This is a genomic window from Ancylobacter mangrovi (genome assembly GCF_024752335.1).
Taxonomy (GTDB): Bacteria; Pseudomonadota; Alphaproteobacteria; order Rhizobiales; family Xanthobacteraceae; genus Ancylobacter; species Ancylobacter mangrovi.
Genome location: NZ_JANTHY010000006.1, coordinates 258,909 through 278,057 on the forward strand (window position 1 = coordinate 258,909; position 19,149 = coordinate 278,057).

General features: G+C 70.9%; 12 protein-coding genes. 8 read left to right on the top strand and 4 right to left on the bottom strand.

What is annotated here, in order from left to right; all coding sequences use genetic code 11:
* Positions 1-47 precede the first annotated feature (47 nt).
* Positions 48-593, bottom strand: a complete 546-nt coding sequence (locus NVS83_RS16615) for a transcriptional repressor (RefSeq protein WP_258740311.1) — start codon at positions 591-593, stop codon at positions 48-50.
* A gap of 192 nt (positions 594-785) precedes the next feature.
* On the opposite strand from NVS83_RS16615, the gene NVS83_RS16620 reads away from it, so the two are divergent.
* From NVS83_RS16620 to NVS83_RS16630, 4 genes are all read left to right on the top strand, one after another.
* Positions 786-1,565 (top strand): 3-hydroxybutyrate dehydrogenase, encoded by a 780-nt coding sequence (locus NVS83_RS16620; protein ID WP_258740313.1) that lies wholly within the window; start codon positions 786-788, stop codon positions 1,563-1,565.
* A gap of 164 nt (positions 1,566-1,729) precedes the next feature.
* Positions 1,730-3,451, top strand: coding sequence for a patatin-like phospholipase family protein (locus tag NVS83_RS16625; protein ID WP_258740314.1), 1,722 nt, complete (start codon positions 1,730-1,732; stop codon positions 3,449-3,451).
* The gene (locus NVS83_RS23560) at positions 3,423-4,067 is read left to right on the top strand and encodes a GNAT family N-acetyltransferase (RefSeq protein ID WP_374115078.1); all 645 of its coding nucleotides are present in this window, start codon (positions 3,423-3,425) and stop codon (positions 4,065-4,067) included. Before NVS83_RS16625 ends, NVS83_RS23560 begins: the two co-directional genes overlap by 29 nt.
* Before the next feature lie 7 nt (positions 4,068-4,074).
* A complete protein-coding gene (locus NVS83_RS16630; RefSeq protein ID WP_258740402.1) occupies positions 4,075-4,848 on the top strand; it encodes an RluA family pseudouridine synthase in 774 nt (257 codons plus the stop codon).
* On the opposite strand, the gene NVS83_RS16635 is transcribed toward NVS83_RS16630, so the two are convergent.
* A complete protein-coding gene (locus tag NVS83_RS16635) occupies positions 4,814-5,794 on the bottom strand; it encodes a glucokinase (RefSeq protein ID WP_258740315.1) in 981 nt (326 codons plus the stop codon). The genes NVS83_RS16630 and NVS83_RS16635 overlap by 35 nt on opposite strands.
* A 219-nt stretch (positions 5,795-6,013) precedes the next feature.
* Between NVS83_RS16635 and rsmB the strand changes: the two genes are divergently transcribed.
* From rsmB to purH, 3 genes are all read left to right on the top strand, one after another.
* Positions 6,014-7,387 carry a 16S rRNA (cytosine(967)-C(5))-methyltransferase RsmB gene (gene rsmB / locus NVS83_RS16640; protein WP_258740316.1) on the top strand — a complete coding sequence of 458 codons (1,374 nt, stop codon included), beginning with the start codon at positions 6,014-6,016 and terminating at the stop codon, positions 7,385-7,387.
* 112 nt (positions 7,388-7,499) lie between these two features.
* Positions 7,500-9,218, top strand: coding sequence for a heparinase II/III family protein (locus NVS83_RS16645; protein ID WP_258740317.1), 1,719 nt, complete (start codon positions 7,500-7,502; stop codon positions 9,216-9,218).
* 138 nt (positions 9,219-9,356) lie between these two features.
* A complete protein-coding gene (gene purH / locus NVS83_RS16650) occupies positions 9,357-10,946 on the top strand; it encodes a bifunctional phosphoribosylaminoimidazolecarboxamide formyltransferase/IMP cyclohydrolase (protein WP_258740318.1) in 1,590 nt (529 codons plus the stop codon).
* Positions 10,947-11,013: 67 nt separating this feature from the next.
* Here purH and NVS83_RS16655 read toward each other — a convergent pair whose 3' ends face one another.
* Positions 11,014-11,700 (bottom strand): OmpW/AlkL family protein, encoded by a 687-nt coding sequence (locus NVS83_RS16655; RefSeq protein ID WP_374115082.1) that lies wholly within the window; start codon positions 11,698-11,700, stop codon positions 11,014-11,016.
* 307 nt (positions 11,701-12,007) lie between these two features.
* Here NVS83_RS16655 and NVS83_RS16660 point away from each other — a divergent pair, with 307 nt between their 5' ends.
* Positions 12,008-16,873 carry an NAD-glutamate dehydrogenase gene (locus tag NVS83_RS16660; protein ID WP_258740319.1) on the top strand — a complete coding sequence of 1,622 codons (4,866 nt, stop codon included), beginning with the start codon at positions 12,008-12,010 and terminating at the stop codon, positions 16,871-16,873.
* 265 nt (positions 16,874-17,138) lie between these two features.
* Here NVS83_RS16660 and acs read toward each other — a convergent pair whose 3' ends face one another.
* Entirely contained in the window at positions 17,139-19,097 is a 1,959-nt protein-coding gene (gene acs, locus NVS83_RS16665) for an acetate--CoA ligase (RefSeq protein WP_258740320.1), read from the bottom strand.
* Positions 19,098-19,149: the final 52 nt, after the last annotated feature.

Consider the following 19,149-nt stretch of genomic DNA (forward strand, 5'->3'; position numbering starts at 1 on the left):
CGGCGCGAAGGCGGCGCCTGTTCGGGTAGACGCGGCGTCCGCCGCCGTCAACGATCCTCTCCAGCCTGAACCGCCTGCGTGGCATCGGCGTGACGGCCGGCCTCGGCGCAGCGCGCGCACAGGCCGGGGATCTCGACCACCGAGGCGCGGCGGGTGAAGCCGGCCGCCCGGCTCGCCCAGGCGAGGTCGCGGCCGACGGCGTGGGAGGCGATCTCGGTCGTCAGCCCGCATTCGTCGCAGATGAGGAACACCACCACCTCGTCGGCGGCATGCTTGCGCCCGCAGGCGATGAAGGCGTTGCGGCTCTCCACCCGGTGGGCGAGGCCCTCGCCGACCAGGAAGTCGAGCGCGCGGTAGACCGACATCGGCGGCGGCTTCTCGCCGGTGGCGCCGAGCCGCTCCACCAGGTCGTAGGCGCCGAGCGGGACATGGCTGTCGGCGAGCACTTCCAGCACGCGCCGGCGCAGCGGGGTGAGCCGGGCCCCGCGCTCCTCGCAGCACATCTCCGCCCGCGACAGCGCGTCGGCGACGCAGGTGCTGTGGTCGTGATCGGCGTGGAGCGGTTTGCGCCCGGTTTCGAGGTGCGACGTCATGCGGTGATCGTACTCCAGCGCTAGCAAACCGAAAACCATGCCGGCAGGATCACCGGAAGGTTGGAAGCCGCTGTGCGATAAGGGTGTTTGCAGTGCGGTATGGCGTGCTAGCGTAGATCATATGGGAATTCGGACGGCAGGATGCGAGCCGCCAGGCCTCGACCCGTCGCCCTCCAGCTCAGGAGCTCTTGAATGCTTAAGGGGAAGAACGCCGTCGTCACCGGCTCAACCAGCGGCATCGGCCTCGCCTATGCGCGCGCGCTTGCGGCCGAGGGCGTGAACGTGACGCTGAACGGCTTCGGCGATCCGGCGGCGATCGAGAAGGAGCGCGCGGGCATCGAAAGCGAGTTCGGCGTCAAGGCGATCTATTCGGGCGCGGACCTCACCAAGGGCTCGGAATGCGCCGGCCTCGTGAAGTTCGCCGAGGGCGAGCTGGGCTCGGTCGACATCCTCATCAACAATGCCGGCGTGCAGCATGTCGAGCCGATCGAGGACTTCCCGGACGACAAGTGGGACCTCATCATCGCGCTGAACCTGTCGGCCGCCTTCCACGCCATCAAGGCGGCGGTGCCGGGCATGAAGGCGCGCAAATGGGGGCGCATCATCAACACCGCCTCCGCCCATGCGCTGGTCGCCTCGCCCTTCAAGTCGGCCTATGTCTCGGCCAAGCACGGCATCGCCGGCCTGACCAAGACGGTGGCCCTGGAAACCGCCACCTTCGGCATTACCTGCAATGCGATCTGCCCGGGCTATGTGTGGACGCCGCTGGTCGAGAAGCAGATTCCCGACACCGCCAAGGCCCGCGGCATCACCGAGCAGCAGGTGAAGGAGTTCCTGCTGGCCGAGCAGCCGACCAAGGAATTCGTGACGGTCGAGCAGGTGGCCGCCCTCGCCGTGTTCCTGTGCGGCGACAACGCCAAGTCGATCACCGGCGCGCTGCAGCAGATCGACGGCGGCTGGGTCGCCGAGTAACGAAGTCGAGGAGGAGCCGCGTGGCCGATACGCCCAGGCGCACCCGCGCCACCCCCGCGAAAGCACAAGCCAAGCGGTCTGCCAACAAGCCGTCTGCGACGGCGTCGCCTAAGGCACCCGCCGGCGGCCGCACGGCTGCCGCGACCGGGCCGTCGCGCCGCACGGTGTCGACGCCCACGCCCGAGGCGACGGCACCCGCCAGCCCGGCTCCCGACATCGTCGAGCCGGCGACGTCGGTGCCGGCCGCCGGTGACGTGACCGGGGCTGCGAAGACCGGGGTGGACAAGTCGGGGGCGAGCCGGAAGGGCGCCGGAGAAGCGGCGGTTGGCAAGCTCGCCGGAGGCGAGGCGGCCGGAAGCGCCGCCGCGTCGACGGCGACGCCGGGTCGTACGAAGCCGGGCACGGCCAAGCCTGCCGCGGCCAAGCCCGGCGTGGCCAAGTCCGCCGTGGCCAAGTCCGGCGCGGCCAAACCGGGTGCCCGTAAGCCGGCGCCGAAGCCTGCTTCGGCCAAGAGCGAGACGGTCACTTCCGAGGCGGCCGTCGCGGAGGCACGAGTGGCTACACCCGCAGAGACCAAGCCGGCCGAGATCAAGCCGGCACTCGCCGAGGCGAAGGCGACTGATGCGAAGCCCGCTGCCAAGCCGGTCCGGCGCGGCGCGGCGGCCAAGGCGGCGCCGAAGGCTTCCGCCAAGAAGGCCGAAGCTCCGGCCAAGGACGCTCCGGCCAAGGAGGCCTCCGCCGAGAAGGCGGATACGGAGGCGGAGAGCGCCAAGGCCGAGGCCGTGGCCGGTGCGCTCGCCACCCCGACCGGCGAGGTCAAGGTCAAGCGCCAGCCCGGCAAGCCCTCGAGCCCGACGCTCAAGCCGATCAACCTCGCTTTGCAGGGCGGCGGCGCGCATGGCGCCTTCACCTGGGGCGTGCTCGACCGGCTGCTGGAGGACGGGCGCATCTCGGTCGAGGGGATTTCCGGCACCAGCGCCGGAGCGATGAACGCCGCCGTGCTGGCGACCGGCCTCGCGCGCGGCGGCAATGAGGGCGGGCGCGAGGCGCTGCGCCGCTACTGGCGCGCGGTCTCCAAGGACGGGCGCACCAGCCCGCTCCAGCGCACGCTGCTCGACCGGCTGATGGGCAACTGGTCGCTCAACTCCAACCCCAGCTACATCGCCTTCGACGTGATGAGCCGGTTTTTCTCGCCCTACGACCTCAATCCGCTCAACATCAACCCGCTGATGGACCTGATCGAGCAGCACGTGGATTTCGATGCGGTGCAGTCGTGCCGCCACGTGCACGTGTTCGTGTCCGCCACCAACGTTCACACCGGCAAGGTGCGGGTGTTCGCCAAGCACGAACTGACCGCGCAGGCGATCATGGCCTCGGCCTGCCTGCCGTTCATGTTCCAGGCGGTGGAGATCGACGGCGTGCCCTACTGGGACGGCGGCTATATGGGCAATCCGGCGCTGTTCCCGTTCTACAGCGCGGTCAAGACCGACGACATCCTGCTGGTCCAGATCAACCCGATCATCCGCCGCGATACGCCCAAGACAGCACGCGACATCCAGGACCGGATGAACGAGATCACCTTCAACGCCTCGCTGCTGGCGCAGCTTCGCGCGGCGGAGTTCGTCGGTCGGCTGCTGAAGCACGGCAACCTGAAGAAGAAGGGCGACGGCATCGACGGCTATCGCGACCTGCGCATCCACCGCATCGACGGGGCCGAGAAGCTGGTGGCGCTCGACGCATCGACCAAGATGAACGCGGAGTGGGAGTTCCTGCTCTATCTCCACGCCATCGGCCGCGAGGCGGCAGAGAGCTTCCTGGAGCAGCATTTCAACGACATCGGCGTGCGCTCCACGCTCGATGTCGGCGAGGAACTGCGCAAGAGCTGAGGACGTCAGCGGCGTGCTGCTAGGCCCGTCCCGGTGCCGGAACTGGAGACGGCCCGGCTGCGGCTCGCCCGCTGGCGCCGGACGTCGTCGCCGGCCTGCATCGCGCCTAGGCGATCCCGAGGCCACGCGCTTGCGGGATCTGCCGCCCAGCGTCGACGAGGCGAAAACCTTTCGGCGGATCCGTTCCTCAACGGCAAGCGACCCGAACGGGCACGCCGCCCGGGCCATGCGCGCCGCGGCGGCGCGGATTTGTCGGGCGTGGTCGACTCCTATACCCGCCGGCCCTGGAATCGCACGCTGGCGACAGGGGGGCCTGGTTCCCGAGGCACGCGGGGAGGGGCTGATGGCCGAGGCGATGAGGGCGCCTCTCGCGGATTGCTTCGGCGTCCTGGAGACACGTCGCGTCGAGGCGGCGATCGAGCCGGACAACAGCGCCTCGGAACGGCTCGCCGGAGGCCGGGTTGCGGCGGGAGAGCCTGCCGCGCGAGCAGCTGCAGGTCTGCGGCACACCGCGCACCGTCGTCATGTGGTCGCTGCTGCGTGCCGATCGGGAGGCCGGCGCCGACGGCCGGCATCCCACCATCCCTCTCGACGCGCCCGCCGCTCTGTGCTGTGACGGCGCGATGAGCCAGATCGCGCCCGACGCTCCCGCCCCGCTCGACATCGCCTCCCGCCTGCTGCACCGGGACGGGATGATGCTCGTCATCGACAAGCCGGCCGGGCTCGCGGTCCACAAGGGGCCGAAGGGCGGCGAGACGCTGGCCGATCACCTCGACGCTTTGCGCTTCGGCCTGCCCGCTGCGCCCGAGCTCGCCCACCGGCTCGACAAGGACACTTCCGGCTGCCTGGTGCTGGGCCGCCACCGCAAGGCGCTGGCCGAACTCGGCCGGGCCTTCGCCGACGGCAGCGTCGGCAAGACCTATGTGGCGGTGGTGCGCGGCGTGCCGGCGCAGGAGGTGGGGCGGATCGAGCTGAAGCTCGCCAAGCGCTCGCCCACGCGCGGCTGGTGGATGCAGGTCGACCCGCGCGGGCAGGAGGCGATCACCGAGTGGCGGCTGCTGGCGGCGGGGGAGGGGCTCGCCGTGCTGGCGCTGTCGCCGCTGACCGGCCGCACGCACCAGCTCCGCGTCCATCTCGACGCCATCGGCCACCCCATCCTCGGCGACAGCATCTATGGCGGCGCCTCGCGCCTGCCGGGCGGACCGGTGCTGCACCTGCATTCGCGCCGGGTGGTGGTGCCGCAGAAGAAGGGGCGCGCGCCGGTCGACGTCAGCGCGCCGCTGCCCGCCCATATGCGCGCGACGCTGGAACGGGCAGGGTTCGCTGTCGCGGCGCTGGAGGCGGCGGCCGACGCCGCGTCCTTCACACGAGGTGAAGGTTCGGCTTCGCGTCCTTGAGGCTGCGCGCCAGCCGGGCGCCGAGCTGGCCGCAGCCGACGAGGCCGGGCGTCGGGTGATTGATGATGTTCACCGGCGTGGCGACGAGCCGGGCCTCGTGCGGGGGATGCTCCTCGAACGCCTTGCGGAACGGCGAGCCCTCGAAGAAGGGCGCCAGCGCGGTCGACACGCCGCCAGCGAGGAAGACGCCGCCGCGCGCGTTGAAGATGAGCGCGAGGTCGCCGGCGATGCGGCCGAACAGCCGCAGGAAGATGTCGATGCTCGCCCGCGCCGCGTCGTCGCCGCGATGGGCGGCGGCGATCACCTGCTCGGGGGAGAGATCCTTGCCGGCGAAGATGCGGTGGATGCGTCCGAGCCCCGAGCCGGACACCGCATGCTCCACCACGACCGGGCCGAGCTCGCTCAGCAGATGGGCGAGCAGGCGCGCCTCCTCGGCATTGGCGGCGCCGAGCCGGCAGCGTCCGCCCTCTCCTGTGACGGTGTGGTAGGTGCGCCCGATGCGCAGCAGGCCCGCCGTGCCGAAGCCGGTGCCGGGGCCGCAGACCACCATCGGCGCGGAGGTGTCCGCATGGGCATGGCCGACCGGCACCAGGTCCTCCGCCGTGAGGGCGGGCACGCCCTGGGCGAGCGCCTCGAAATCGTTGACGATGGACAGCTTCTGCCAGCCGAAATGCTTGCGCAGCCCGGTCTTGGTGAAGGACCAGTCGCGGTTGGTGAGCTTGATGGTCTCGGTGTCGGCCGGGGCCGCGACCGCCAGCACCGCCCCGCCGATTGCCGAGACGCTCGCCGCGTCGCGCATCGACAGGTCCGCCTCGATCATCGCCTCGAAGCCGTCGAACGAATCGTTGCGGTGGATCTGCACGTCGGTGGGCACGCCGTCGGCGCCGACCTTGGCGAGGCGGGAGGAGGTTCCGCCGATATCGGCGATCAGGACGAGATTCGGCATGAAAGCTAACGCTGATCCTACGCTGGTCGCGACATGCGGCCGGCCCGGCAACGCCGGGACCGGACGCGGTGGCCCGCTCCGGGACACAGATAGGAGCCAATCTCGCGCGCTTCCACAAGGGCGCGGGGCCAACTCTTTGCGGCGAGTGGCTTCTTCGGCCCTCCACACCACCTCAGGGTATGGTTGCGTTCGCGCCGGCACGGGCCTAGTGCGTTGGCCATGAACGACACCCCTCGCGCTCCGAATCACCGCCGTCCGGGCCGTCCAGACGGCAAGGCTCCGAGGAAGGCCGGCGGTTCGCGCCCGGCGCAGACGCCGGGCCTCGCCGTGCGGCGCGCCGCCGTCGACGCGATCGACGCGGTGCTCGACAAGGGCCGCCCGCTCGAGGAGGCGCTCGACCGCCTGACCCGCGACCTCGACGAGCGCGACCGCTCGCTCGCCCGCATGATCGCCGCCACCAGCCTGCGCCGCCTCGGCAGCCTGCGCGCCCTGTTGCGCGGCATGGTCGAGCGCGGCCTGCCGGAGAAGGCGCGGCGGGTGGAGACGCTTCTCGTCGTCGGCGCCGCGCAGATCCTGCTCACCGAGGTGCCGGACCATGCCGCGGTGGCGACCAGTGTCGCTCTGGCTGGCGAGGACCCGGCGAGCGCCGGTTTCAAGGGCCTTGTCAACGCGGTGCTGCGGCGGGTCGCCCGCGAGGGAAAGGACGCGCTCCCCGAGGGGCCGGACCAGCCGGGATGGATGGTCGAGGGCTGGCGCGAGGCCTACGGCCCGCAGGAAGGCGCGGCCATCTCGAAGGCGCTGGCGCATGAGGCGGGGCTCGACCTGACGGCGCACACGGATGCCGCCGTCTGGGCACAGACGCTGGGCGGGCGGCTGCTGCCGACCGGCACGATCCGCCTCGTCGATGCCGGCAATGTCACCGCGCTCCCGGGCTTTGCGGAAGGCGCCTGGTGGGTGCAGGACGCGGCCGCCGCGCTGCCCGCGCGCCTGCTCCATCCCGCCCCGGGAATGACGATCGCGGATCTGTGCGCCGCGCCGGGCGGCAAGACCGCCCAGCTCGCGGCGGCGGGCGGCGAGGTCACGGCGGTCGACCGTTCCGGCCAGCGGCTGAAGCGGCTGAAGCAGAATCTCGACCGGCTCGGGCTCTCGGCCGCCATCGTCGAGGCGGATGCGGCGAGCTTCGCCGGCGGGCCGTTCGACGCCGTGCTGATCGACGCGCCGTGCTCGGCCACCGGCACCATACGCCGCCATCCCGACGTCGCCTGGAGCAAGCGCCCGGAGGACGTCGCCGCGCTCGCCGGCCTGCAGGCGCGCATCCTCGCGCGTGGCGCCGAGCTGGTGCGGCCCGGCGGCATGCTGGTCTATTCCACCTGCTCGCTGGAGCCGGAGGAGGGGGAGCGGCAGGTCGAGGCGCTGCTCGCCGCGCGGCCCGACTTCCGCCGCGAGCCGATCGGGCCGGGCGAATGCGGCATCCCGGCGGAGTGGATCAATGCCGCGGGAGAGCTGCGCACCCTGCCGACCCACCTGCCGGACGCCGACCCGCGTCAGGCCGGCCTCGACGGCTTCTTCGCCGCGCGGCTGCGGCGCGCATGAGCCGGGGACGGTGCCTTTCGAGGCTGTTGGAGGCGGAAGAGGGCTTCGATAAGCTATCATCCGGGGGAGGGCCCAGGTTTGCCCGCACGCAACGACAAAAGGTAGGCCGCTGATGGCCCGCGATCTCCACGCGGACCGTGCCAGGCTGGCGCTGTTCGTGACGCAGTTCGGCTGGCACCGGCTGCGCACGCGCCTGATGGCGCACCCGCTGTTTCCCTGGCGCAGCACCTCCGTGCCGGTACCCTCGCGCCTGCTTTTCGCCCCGCACGATCTGCGCACCGGCGACCCCACCCGGGCCAGCGAGTTCTATGCCGGGCGCTTCGCCTTCGCCGGCAAGGTGGTGCTGACCGACGGCGTTTCCCCGTTCGAGGTCGAGCCGCCCTCGCGCGAATGGGCCGAGGAGCTGATGTCCTTCGCCTGGCTGCGCCACATGCAGGCGGCGGGCACCCCGATCGCCCGCGCCAATGCCCGGGCGCTGGTCGGCGACTGGATCGGCATGCGCGGCCACCGCATGCCGATAGCCTCCTCGCCGGAGGTGATGGCGCGGCGGGTGATAAGCTGGCTCACCCAGTCGCCGCTGGTGCTGCAGGACGCCGATCCGAGCTTCCACCGCCGCTTCATCCGCAGCCTCACCAGCCAGGTGCGCATGCTGGCCAATATCGGCGCGGATGCGCGCGACGGACGCCCGCGCCTCGCCTGCGCGCTGGCGCTCGCCTTCGCCAGCCTGTGCATGGCCGACCAGACCCGGCTGATGAAGCTGGCGCAGAAGCGCCTCGTCGACGAGCTCGACCGCCAGATCCTCGCCGATGGCGGCCATGCCAGCCGCAATCCCGGCATGCTGGTGGAGGTGCTGCTGGACCTGCTGCCGCTGCGCCAGTGCTTCGGCGCCCGCCACATGCCCCCGCCGCCGGCGCTGCTCAACGCCATCGACCGGATGATGCCGATGCTGCGCTTCTTCCGCCATGTCGACGGCGCCTTCGCCCATTTCAACGGCATGGGCCCGACCCCGGCGGACTGGCTGGCCACCGTGCTGGCCTATGACGACGCGCGCGGGCGCCCGCTCTCCAACGCGCCCTATTCGGGCTATCAGCGCATGGAAGCGGCCGGCACGGTGCTGATCGCCGACACCGGCGCGCCCCCGCCCATGCCGCTCAGCCACGAGGCCCATGCGGGGTGCCTGTCCTTCGAGATGTCGGCGGGGCGCAACCGGATCGTGGTCAATTGCGGCATGCCCGCGACCGCGCGGGAGGAATGGCGCGCGGTGGCGCGCCAGACCGCCGCCCATTCCACGGCGACGGTGGAGGAGACCTCCTCCTGCCGCTTCGTGACCGGCGGCGCGCTGATGCGCCTGTGCGGCACGCCGATCCTCGAAGGACCGGCAGAACTCCATGTCGACCGCTCCGAGCGCGGCGGCGCGGACGTGCTGCGCGCGAGCCATGACGGCTATGCGCGCCGCTTCGGCATCATCCACCAGCGGTCCTGGCGGCTGTCGCCGGACGGGGCGCGCGTCGATGGCGAGGACCTGTTCCGGGTGGCGCAGGGCGAGGAATTCTCAGCCGACCAGCCCAGCGGCTACGCCATCCGCTTCCATCTTCATCCCGCCGTCCAGCCCTCGCGCGCCAGCGACGGGCACAGCGTGATCCTGAAGCTGCCGGACGGCGAGCGCTGGGCCTTCGCTGCGCCGGACAGCGCGGTGACGATCGAGGAGAGCATCATGCTCGCCGCCGGCAGCGGGCCGCGCCGGACCGCCCAGCTCGTCATCACCGGCCAGGCCCGGGAGGTGCCGCGGGTGGCGTGGACCTTCGTGCGGGCCAAGTCGGTAAAGGGCTGAGGGCGGTGAAGGGCTGAAGGCGGTGAAGGGCTGAAGCCCTGCGGCCGGCGCGGGGCCGGCATCGCGCGCGCCGGTTTCCGTCGGGGCGCGGACGTGATAGGGCGGCGCCCTGATCCCGCTCACGAAACGGCCCGTCCAATGTCCACCGATGTCCGCCCCATCGCCCGCGCCCTGATCTCCGTCTCCGACAAGAGCGGGCTCGTCGCCTTCGCCGGGAGGCTCGCCGCGCACGGCGTCGAGCTGGTCTCGACCGGCGGCACCCGCAAGGCGCTCGCCGAGGCCGGGCTGAAGGTGCTCGACGTTGCCGACCTCACCGGCTTTCCCGAGATGATGGACGGGCGGGTGAAGACGCTGCACCCGGCGGTGCATGGCGGCATCCTCGCGGTCCGCGACGATGCCGCCCACCAGGCCTCGATGAAGGAGCACGCGATCGCCCCGATCGACCTGGTGGTGGTCAATCTCTACCCCTTCGAGGCGACGGTGGCGCGCGGCGCCTCCTATGACGAATGCGTCGAGAACATCGACATCGGCGGCCCGGCGATGATCCGCGCGGCGGCGAAGAACCATGCCGACGTCGCGGTGGTGGTCGACGCCTCGAGCTACGAGACGGTGCTCGCCGAGCTCGAGGAGAAGGGCGGCACCACGCTGGCGACGCGGCGCAAGCTGGCCCAGCTCGCCTATGCCCGCACCGCCACCTACGACGCCGCCATCACCCGCTGGTTCGCGCAGGTCGAGAACGACACCACGCCGAACACCCGCATCTTCGACGGCACGCTGGCCGAGGCGCTGCGCTATGGCGAGAACCCCCACCAGAGCGCGGCCTTCTACACCGGCGGGGCGCCGCGTCCGGGGGTGGCGACGGCGCGCCAGCTCCAGGGCAAGGCGCTGTCCTACAACAATCTCAACGACACCGACGCCGCCTTCGAGGCGGTGGCCGAGTTCGATCCCGCGCGCGGCCCGGCGGTGGTGATCGTCAAGCACGCCAATCCCTGCGGCGTCGCGGAGGGCGCGACGCTGGAGGCGGCCTACCGCAAGGCGCTGGCGTGCGACCCGACCTCGGCCTTCGGCGGCATCGTGGCGCTGAACCGAACGCTCGACGCCGACGCGGCGCGGGCGATCGTCGAGATCTTCACCGAGGTGATCGTCGCCCCCGACGCGAGCGAGGAGGCGATCGCCATCGTCGGCGCGAAGAAGAACCTTCGCCTGCTGGTGACCGGCGCGCTGCCCGATCCGCGCGCCTCCGGCACGCTGGTGAAATCGCTCGCCGGCGGGCTCCTGGTGCAGTCGCGCGACAATGCGGTGGTCGACGACATGGAATTGCAGGTGGTGACGAAGCGCGCCCCGACCAATGCCGAGCTCGCCGACCTCGCCTTCGCCTTCCGCGTGTGCAAGCACGTCAAGTCCAACGCCATCGTCTATGCGAAGGACCTCGCCACGGTCGGCATCGGCGCGGGGCAGATGAGCCGGGTCGATTCGGCGCGCATCGCCGCCTCCAAGGCCCGCGACGCGGCGCAGGCGGCAGGCCTCGCCGAGCCGCTGACCAAGGGCTGCGTGGTCGCCTCCGACGCCTTCTTCCCCTTCGCCGACGGGCTGCTGACCGCCATCGAGGCGGGCGCGAGCGCGGTGATCCAGCCCGGCGGCTCGATCCGCGACAAGGAGGTGATCGCCGCCGCCGACGAGGCCGGCGTCGCCATGGTGTTCACCGGGGTGCGCCACTTCCGCCACTGAGCGGCGGACGCGAAAAGGGGCCGGCTCGCGCCGGCCCCCTTCGGCTTCCGAGTCGATCCCCCGACGCTCAGAAGCGGTAGGTGACGCCGAGGCCGACGATCCACGGATCGAGATCGGCCTTGCCGGTCAGCGCGGTGCCGGCGACGGTGACGTCGAAATCGGGCTGCAGGAAGAGCTTCTTGACGTCGACGTTGACGCCCCAGTGCTCGTCCAGCATGTAGTCGAAGCCGGCCTGCAGGGCGAAGCCCCAGGTGTCGTGCACGTCGAGCGAATCGGCGCTGTCGGCCTTCTGGTCGAAGAAGATGGTGTAGTTCACGCCCGCGCCGACATAGGGCTTGAAGGCGCCGAAATCGGTGAAGTGATACTGCAGGGTGAGGGTCGGCGGCAGCAGCCAAACCTCGCCGATCTTGCCGAGCCCGGATAGCGAGCCGGCGCCGTTGATGTCGTGCGGCGTGACGCCGAGGATCAGCTCGGCGGCCCAGTTCTCGGTGAAGAAGTAGGTGATGTCGAGCTCGGGCACGACCGAGGTCGAGTATTCGAGATCCGAGCCGGAAATGCCGTCCACCGATCCCTTGTCCTCCGGGATGACCACCAGCGCGCGCACGCGGATCTGCCACGGGCTCGGCTGGGCCACCGGCTCGGGCGCCTTGTAGGCCGGCGCCGGCGCGGCGACGTCCGCGGCCATGGCGCTGGTGACGGCCATCGGCAGCGCGACGAGCGCCGCGCAGGTGGCGGAAAGGGTGAAACGACGGATCGACATTGTGGTCCCCTGAACCTTTTGAGGCGGCCCCCGTCCCCACAGCGGCCATGAACACATTCCTGCGACCGGGCGGGACGGGCGGGGTTGATCGATGTCAAAAGGCGCATGCGCCGCGCAGTTCATGTGACCGCACGGCAACAGACCTGTCGTGTGTGCAGGAATCGTGTCCGTGCAGCGCCGCCGCGACCCTGTCGCACACGCGCGATATGCCGTCATCGCGTGGACAGGATAGGATGCATCCATAAGTCCGGCCGCTGCCATGGGCGGCACGGATGCCGAGAACCGGCAAGGGAGGACAATCATGGGCGTCGAAGGATTCCTCGCCACCGAGGACGAGCGTGCCGCGCGCCAGCTCGTCGAGCAGGCGGACCTGATTCTCCAGGCGACCGATGGCGAGGTGCCGCCACGCTTCGCCGGCCGGCTGTTCGGCCGCGCCGTGGCGGAGGATGTGCGACTCTACACGGCGCACGAGCTGGCGAGCCTCGCCGGCCGCGCCTATGCCCATCTGAAGAGCCGCCGGCCCGGCGCGTTCGACATCCGCGTCGAGCCGCCCGCGCCGGTCAAGGACGGGGAGCGGCTCGCCAAGGTCAGCGTGATCGAGATCGTCAACGACGACATGCCGTTCCTGCTCGATTCGGTGATGGCGGCGCTGAACGCGCAGGGCCTGACCGCCTCGCTGGTGGTCCACCCGATCCTCGGCGTCGACCGCGACGCGGCGGGCGAGCTGCATGGCGTCGGCGATGCCGGCGCCGGGCGCACGCGGCGCGAGAGCCTGATCCACGTCCATGTGCCGCGCATCGAGGACGAGGCCCGGCGCGAGGCGCTGGTGGCCGAGCTTTCCGCCACTCTGACCCAGGTGCGCGCGGCGGTCGACGCCTGGCAGCCGATGATGGAACAGGTGCGCGCCGCCGTCGCCGATCTCGGCCACGCGCCGGCCGCAGTACCGCGCGAGGAGGTGGAGGAGGCGATCTCCTTCCTCGAATGGCTGCTCGCCGGCAATTTCACCTTCCTCGGCTGCCGCAGCTACGACACTGCCGGCACGGCGGCGGCCGGGCAGCCGCCGACCCGCTTCGACCGCCGCATGACCGACGCGCTCGGCCTGCTCGCCGACGAGGAGTTCCGCCTGTTCCGCCGGCCGAGCGACCCGCGCGCGGTCAGCGCCGACCTCTCCGACGTGCTGGCGCAGCCGAGCCCGCTCATCGTCACCAAGTCGCGCACCTTCTCCGTGGTGCACCGGCGCACCTGGATCGACGTGGTGGTGATCAAGCGCTACGACGACGCGGGCAACATCACCGGCGGGCTGTGCCTCGCCGGGCTGTTCACCGCGACCGCCTATACGCGCTCGGTCAGCACCATCCCGCTGCTCGGGCGCAAGGTGGCGGCGGTGCTGGCGCGCGCCGGCTTCGCCCCGGAGAGCCATTCCGGCCGGGCGCTGGTCAAGGTGCTGGAGAGCTTCCCGCGCGACGACCTGTTCCAGATCGAGCCGGAGCCGCTCTATCACTACGCGCTCGCCATCCTGCAGCTCGACGAGCATCCGCGCGTGCGCGTGCTCGCCTGGCGCGACCGCTTCGACCGCTTCGTCTCGGTGCTCGTTTTCGTGCCGCGCGACCGTTACGGCTCGGAGGTGCGCGAGCGCATCGGCGCGCTGCTGGAGAAGAGCTTCGGCGGGCAGGTGGCGATGTTCCGCCCGCTGTTCATGGACGGGCCGCTGACGCGGGTGCATTTCATCATCGAGCGCACCGGCGGGCGCGAGCCCGAGGTGAGCCGCGCCCAGCTCGAGGAGGGGGTGGCCGCAGTCATCCACACCTGGACCGACGCCTTCAACGAGGCGCTGCGCTTCGTCTTCCCGGCCGAACAGGCGAGCGCGCTCGGCCTGCGCTATGGCGAGGCGTTCCCGCCCGGCTACCAGAGCAGCTACGCCGCCGAGGAGGCGGTCGCGGATCTGCGCCTGATCGAGCGGCTGGGCGAGCAGAACCCGGTGGCGGCCGACTTCCACCGCCCGGACTCGCTGGCCGGGCGCGAGCGCGCGGCGCTGAAGGTGCTGAGCTACGGCGTGCCGCGCCTGCTGTCCGAGCGGGTGCCGATGCTGGAGGCGATGGGCTTCGTCGTCATCGACGAGCGCACCTTCACCGTCGCGGCCCGCGACCGCAGCCCGGTCTATGTCCACGACATGGTGCTGGCGCGCCGTGGCGGCGGCGAGATCGAGCTCGAGGCGCTGGAATCGCGCCTGCACGCCACGCTGATGGCGGTGCTCCGCGGTACGGCGGAGAGCGACGGCTTCAACGCGCTGGCGCTCAACGCCCGGCTCGGCTGGCGCGACATCGCGATGCTGCGTACTCTGGGGCGCTATCTGCGCCAGATCGGCATCCCCTTCAGCCAGGACTATCTGTGGTCGACGCTGAACGCGCACCCGGCCATCGTCGACCGGTTGGTGGCGCTGTTCCACGCCCGCTTCGACCTCGGCGGCGGCGAGGGGCGCGAGCAGCAGCGCGCGGCGCGCGAGGCGGCGATCCGCGAGGAGATCGAGACTGCGCTCGCCGATGTGCAGAGCCTTGACGAGGACCGCATCCTGCGTCGCTTCGCCAACCTCATCGAGGCGGCGGTGCGTACCAATTTCCACCAGACCGGCGAGGATGCCGGGCCCAAGCCCGCGATCGCGATCAAGTTCGTCTCGCACAAGGTCGAAGGCATGCCGCTGCCGCAGCCGCTGTTCGAGATCTTCGTGCATTCGCCGCGGGTGGAGGGCATCCATCTGCGCTTCGGCCGGGTGGCTCGCGGCGGGCTGCGCTGGTCCGACCGGCCGCAGGACTTCCGCACCGAGGTGCTCGGCCTCGTCAAGGCGCAGCAGGTGAAGAACGCGGTCATCGTGCCGGTCGGCGCCAAGGGCGGCTTCGTGCCCCAGCAACTGCCGGCCGGACCGCGCGAGGCGATCCAGGCCGAGGGCACCGAGGCCTACAAGCTCTTCATCTCCAGCCTGCTCGACGTGACCGACAATATCGAGGGCGCGGAGATCGTGCATCCGCTCAAGACCGAGCGCCACGACGAGGACGACCCCTATCTCGTCGTCGCCGCCGACAAGGGCACCGCGACCTTCTCCGACACCGCCAACGCCATCGCCCAGCAGCGCGACTTCTGGCTCGGCGACGCCTTCGCCTCGGGCGGCTCGGTGGGCTACGACCACAAGGCGATGGGCATCACCGCGCGCGGCGCCTGGGAGGCGGTGCGCCGGCACTTCCGCGAGATGGACGTCGACATCCGCGTCACCCCGTTCACCGTGGTGGGCGTGGGCGACATGTCGGGCGACGTGTTCGGCAACGGCATGATGCTGGAGAACACCATCAAGCTCGTCGCCGCCTTCGACCATCGCGACATCTTCCTCGACCCGAACCCCGATCCGGTGGCCTCGCTCAAGGAGCGCCAGCGCCTGTTCGCGCTGCCGCGCTCCTCCTGGCAGGACTACGACAAGTCGCTGATCTCGGCCGGCGGCGGGGTGTTTCCGCGCTCGGCCAAGAGCATCGCGCTGAGCCTGGCGGTGCGCGAGGCGCTCGGCTTCGACAGGAGCTCGGCCTCGCCCGCCGAGGTGATGAGCGCGATCCTGCGCGCGCCCGCCGACCTGCTTTGGTTCGGCGGCATCGGCACCTATATCCGCGCCTCGTCCGAGACCGACGCGCAGGCCGGCGACCGCGCCAATGACCCGATCCGCATCGCCGGCACCGAGGTGCGGGCCAAGGTGATCGGGGAGGGCGCCAATCTCGGCGTCACCCAGCGCGGGCGCATCGAGGCGGCGCGGCGCGGGGTGAGACTCAACACCGACGCCATCGACAATTCGGCCGGCGTGAACACCTCCGATGTCGAGGTGAACATCAAGATCGCGCTGGTGCCGGCGGTGCGCGAGGGGCGGCTGGACGCGGAGAGCCGCAAGGCCTTCCTCGCCTCCATGACCGACGAGGTTGCCGCGCTGGTGTTGCGCAACAACTACCTGCAGACGCTGGCCCTTTCGCTGGCGGAGCGGCGCGCGCTCGACGAGCTCGGCTTCCACCAGCGGCTGATGCAGCGGCTGGAGGCGCGGGGCCTGCTCGACCGCGTGGTCGAGGCGCTGCCGAGCGACGCCGAGCTGAACGAGCGGCGCGGGCGCGGGGAGGGGCTGACGCGGCCCGAGCTCGCGGTGCTGCTCGCCTATGCCAAGCTGACCGCCCATTCCGACCTGCTCGACACGGCGGTGCCGGACGATCCCTATCTCGCCCGCGAGCTCACCGCCTATTTCCCGCCCGAGCTGGCGAGCCGGTTCCCGCAAGGGATCGAGGGCCACCGGCTGCGGCGCGACATCATCGCCACGCGCCTGTCCAACGCCATGCTGAACCATGGCGGGCCGGCCTTCCTCGCGCGGCTGAACGACGAGACCGGGGCCGATGTCGGCTCCATCGCCAAGGCGTTCGCGGCGACGCGCGAGAGCTTCGACCTCGACGCGCTGAACGCGGCCATCGACGCGCTGGACGGCACGGTGCCGGGCGGCGTTCAGCTCGACCTCTACGCCACGGTGCAGGACGTGCTGCTCGACCGCACCGTGTGGTTCCTGCGCAATGTGGACCTGCGCGAGGGGCTCGATGCGCTGGTGGCGCATTACGCGGCCGGCATCGAGCCGGTGGAGCAGGCGCTCAGCGGCGTGGTGCGCGAGCTGCTGCCGGAGGAGGCCCGGGCCGAGCGCGACGCGCGGATCGCCCGCTGGACCGATGCCGGCGTGCCCGAAGCGCTGGCACGCGGCATCGCCCGCCTGCCGGCGGTGGCGAGCGCGACCGACATCGTCATCATCGCCGACCGCACGCGGGCGCCGGTGGCCGAGGTGGCGGCGACCTTCTTCGCGCTGGCGCTGCATTTCCGGCTCGACCGGATCCTCGGCGCGGCGCAGAACCTGTCGGTCAGCGACTATTACGACCGGCTGGCGCTGGAGCGCGCGCTCGCCGCCTTCGAGATCGCGGTGCGCCGGCTCACGGCGGAGGTGATCGCCGAGCACGGCACCGGCGCGGAGAGCGTTGCGGCCTGGGCGGCGGCGCGCGGCGAGGCGGTGGAGCGGGCGCGCAACGGCGTGCACGAGATCGCCGGCTCTGGCCTGTCCGTGTCGAAGCTCTCGGTCGCGGCCAGCCTGCTGGGCGACCTGGTGCGGAGCTAACGGGAAAGGGGCGGGCCGACACCCGCCCCGTCGCCGCGCGCGGCGCGGTTCTCAATCGACATGACGGGCGGCCGGGCACGGATGCCCGGCGCCCATGCCGGCCGATTTGGGGGTGACGTTCTCTGTCGTGCCCGGTGGAGGCGATTGAGAGCGAGCCGCTCCATCGCCTTCAAGGTCCCCAAGGGCCGGGGCCACGCGAACGCGGTCCCGGTTCCCGGAGGCAGGACGGGCCGGCGCGAAGGAGATCACGCCTGCCCGCCTGGAATCACGCCTCGGCGTGCTTCTTGTTCTGGCGCTGCGAGATCAGGTCCTGCACCACCGCCGGGTCCGCCAGCGTCGAGGTGTCGCCGAGATTACCGTACTCGTCCTCGGCGATCTTGCGCAGGATGCGGCGCATGATCTTGCCCGAGCGGGTCTTGGGCAGGCCGGGGGCGAACTGGATCAAGTCGGGCGAGGCGATGGGGCCGATCTCGCGCCGCACCCAGCCGACCAGCTCCTTGCGCAGCTCCTCGGTCGGCTCCACGCCCGCCATCAGCGTCACATAGGCGTAGATGCCCTGGCCCTTGATATCGTGAGGGTAGCCGACGACGGCGGCCTCGGACACTTTGGGATGGGCGACGAGGGCGCTCTCCACCTCGGCCGTGCCCATGCGGTGGCCGGAGACGTTGATGACGTCGTCGACGCGGCCGGTGATCCAGTAATAGCCGTCGGCGTCGCGCCGGCAGCCGTCGCCGGTGAAGTACTTGCCGGGATAGGTGGAGAAATAGGTCTGCATGAAGCGCTCATGGTCGCCATAGACCGTGCGCATCTGTCCGGGCCAGGAATCGGCGATCACCAGATTGCCCTCGCAGGCGCCCTCCAGCACGTTGCCTTCCGCGTCCACCACCTGCGGGATCACGCCGAAGAAGGGGCGTGTCGCCGAGCCGGGCTTGAGCCGGGTGGCGCCGGGCAGCGGGGTGATGAGGATGCCGCCGGTCTCGGTCTGCCACCAGGTGTCGACCACCGGGCAGCGCTCCTCGCCAACCACACGGTAGTACCATTCCCACGCTTCCGGGTTGATCGGCTCGCCGACCGAGCCGAGCAGGCGCAGCGAGGCGCGCGAGGTCTTCAGCACTGGCGCGTCGCCGCCCTGCATCAGCGCGCGGATGGCGGTGGGGGCGGTGTAGAAGATGTTGACCTTGTGCTTGTCGATCACCTCCCAGAAGCGGGAGTTTGACGGGTAGTTCGGCACGCCCTCGAACATCAGCGTGGTGGCGCCGTTGGCGAGCGGGCCGTAGAGGATGTAGCTGTGGCCGGTGACCCAGCCGATGTCGGCGGTGCACCAGTAGACGTCGCCCTCGTGGTAGTCGAACACGTAGTGGTGCGTCATCGCGGCGTAGACGAGATAGCCGCCCGTGGTGTGCAGCACGCCCTTCGGGCTGCCGGTCGAGCCCGAGGTGTAGAGGATGAACAGCGGGTCCTCCGCGTTCATCGGCGTGGCCGGGCATTCGCTGGTCACGAGGTCGGCGGCCTCGTGGTACCAGACGTCGCGGCCGGGGGTCATGTCGACCGCGCCGCCGGTGCGCTTCACCACGATCACATGGTCGACCTCGGCGTCGGGCGCCTTGGCGATGGCGGCGTCGACATTGGCCTTGAGCGGCACCTTGCGCCCGCCGCGCAGGCCCTCATCCGCGGTGATGATGACGCGCGAGCCGCAGTCGCGGATGCGCCCGGCGAGGCTGTCCGGCGAGAAGCCGCCGAACACCACCGAATGGACGGCGCCGAGCCGCGCGCAGGCGAGCATCGCATAGGCCGCCTCGGGGATCATCGGCATGTAGATGGTGACGCGGTCGCCCTTCTCGACGTTGCGGTTGCGCAGCACGTTGGCGAAGCGGCAAACCTGATCGTGCAGCTCGTTATAGGTGATGAGCCTCGATTCCGAAGGGTCGTCGCCCTCCCAGATGATCGCGACCTGGTCGCCGCGCGTGTCGAGATGGCGGTCGATGCAGTTCCAGGCGACGTTGGTCACGCCGTCCTCGAACCATTTGATGGAGACGTGGCCCGGGTCGTAGGAGGTGTTCTTCACCCTGGTGTAGGGCTCGAACCAGTCGATGCGCTTGCCCTCTTCCGCCCAGAACCCCTCGGGATCGCGCACGGAAGCTTCGTACTTCGCCCTGTAGCCGTGGTCGTCGAGATAGGCGCGCTGCGCCCACGCGGCGGGGACGTCATAGATTTTGTCGGACATGGCGTTTCATCCCTCGAGGCTTTTATTGACGTTGCGGAATGCGTGAGGCGTT

Bases quoted from the DNA above. Each gene is read 5' to 3' on its own strand.
- NVS83_RS16615 (WP_258740311.1), bottom strand. From the start codon at position 593: ATGACGTCGCACCTCGAAACCGGGCGCAAACCGCTCCACGCCGATCAC.
- NVS83_RS16620 (WP_258740313.1), top strand. From the start codon at position 786: ATGCTTAAGGGGAAGAACGCCGTCGTCACCGGCTCAACCAGCGGCATC.
- NVS83_RS23560 (WP_374115078.1), top strand. From the start codon at position 3,423: ATGTCGGCGAGGAACTGCGCAAGAGCTGAGGACGTCAGCGGCGTGCTG.
- NVS83_RS16630 (WP_258740402.1), top strand. From the start codon at position 4,075: ATGAGCCAGATCGCGCCCGACGCTCCCGCCCCGCTCGACATCGCCTCC.
- NVS83_RS16635 (WP_258740315.1), bottom strand. From the start codon at position 5,794: ATGCCGAATCTCGTCCTGATCGCCGATATCGGCGGAACCTCCTCCCGC.
- rsmB (WP_258740316.1), top strand. From the start codon at position 6,014: ATGAACGACACCCCTCGCGCTCCGAATCACCGCCGTCCGGGCCGTCCA.
- NVS83_RS16645 (WP_258740317.1), top strand. From the start codon at position 7,500: ATGGCCCGCGATCTCCACGCGGACCGTGCCAGGCTGGCGCTGTTCGTG.
- purH (WP_258740318.1), top strand. From the start codon at position 9,357: ATGTCCACCGATGTCCGCCCCATCGCCCGCGCCCTGATCTCCGTCTCC.
- NVS83_RS16660 (WP_258740319.1), top strand. From the start codon at position 12,008: ATGGGCGTCGAAGGATTCCTCGCCACCGAGGACGAGCGTGCCGCGCGC.
- acs (WP_258740320.1), bottom strand. From the start codon at position 19,097: ATGTCCGACAAAATCTATGACGTCCCCGCCGCGTGGGCGCAGCGCGCC.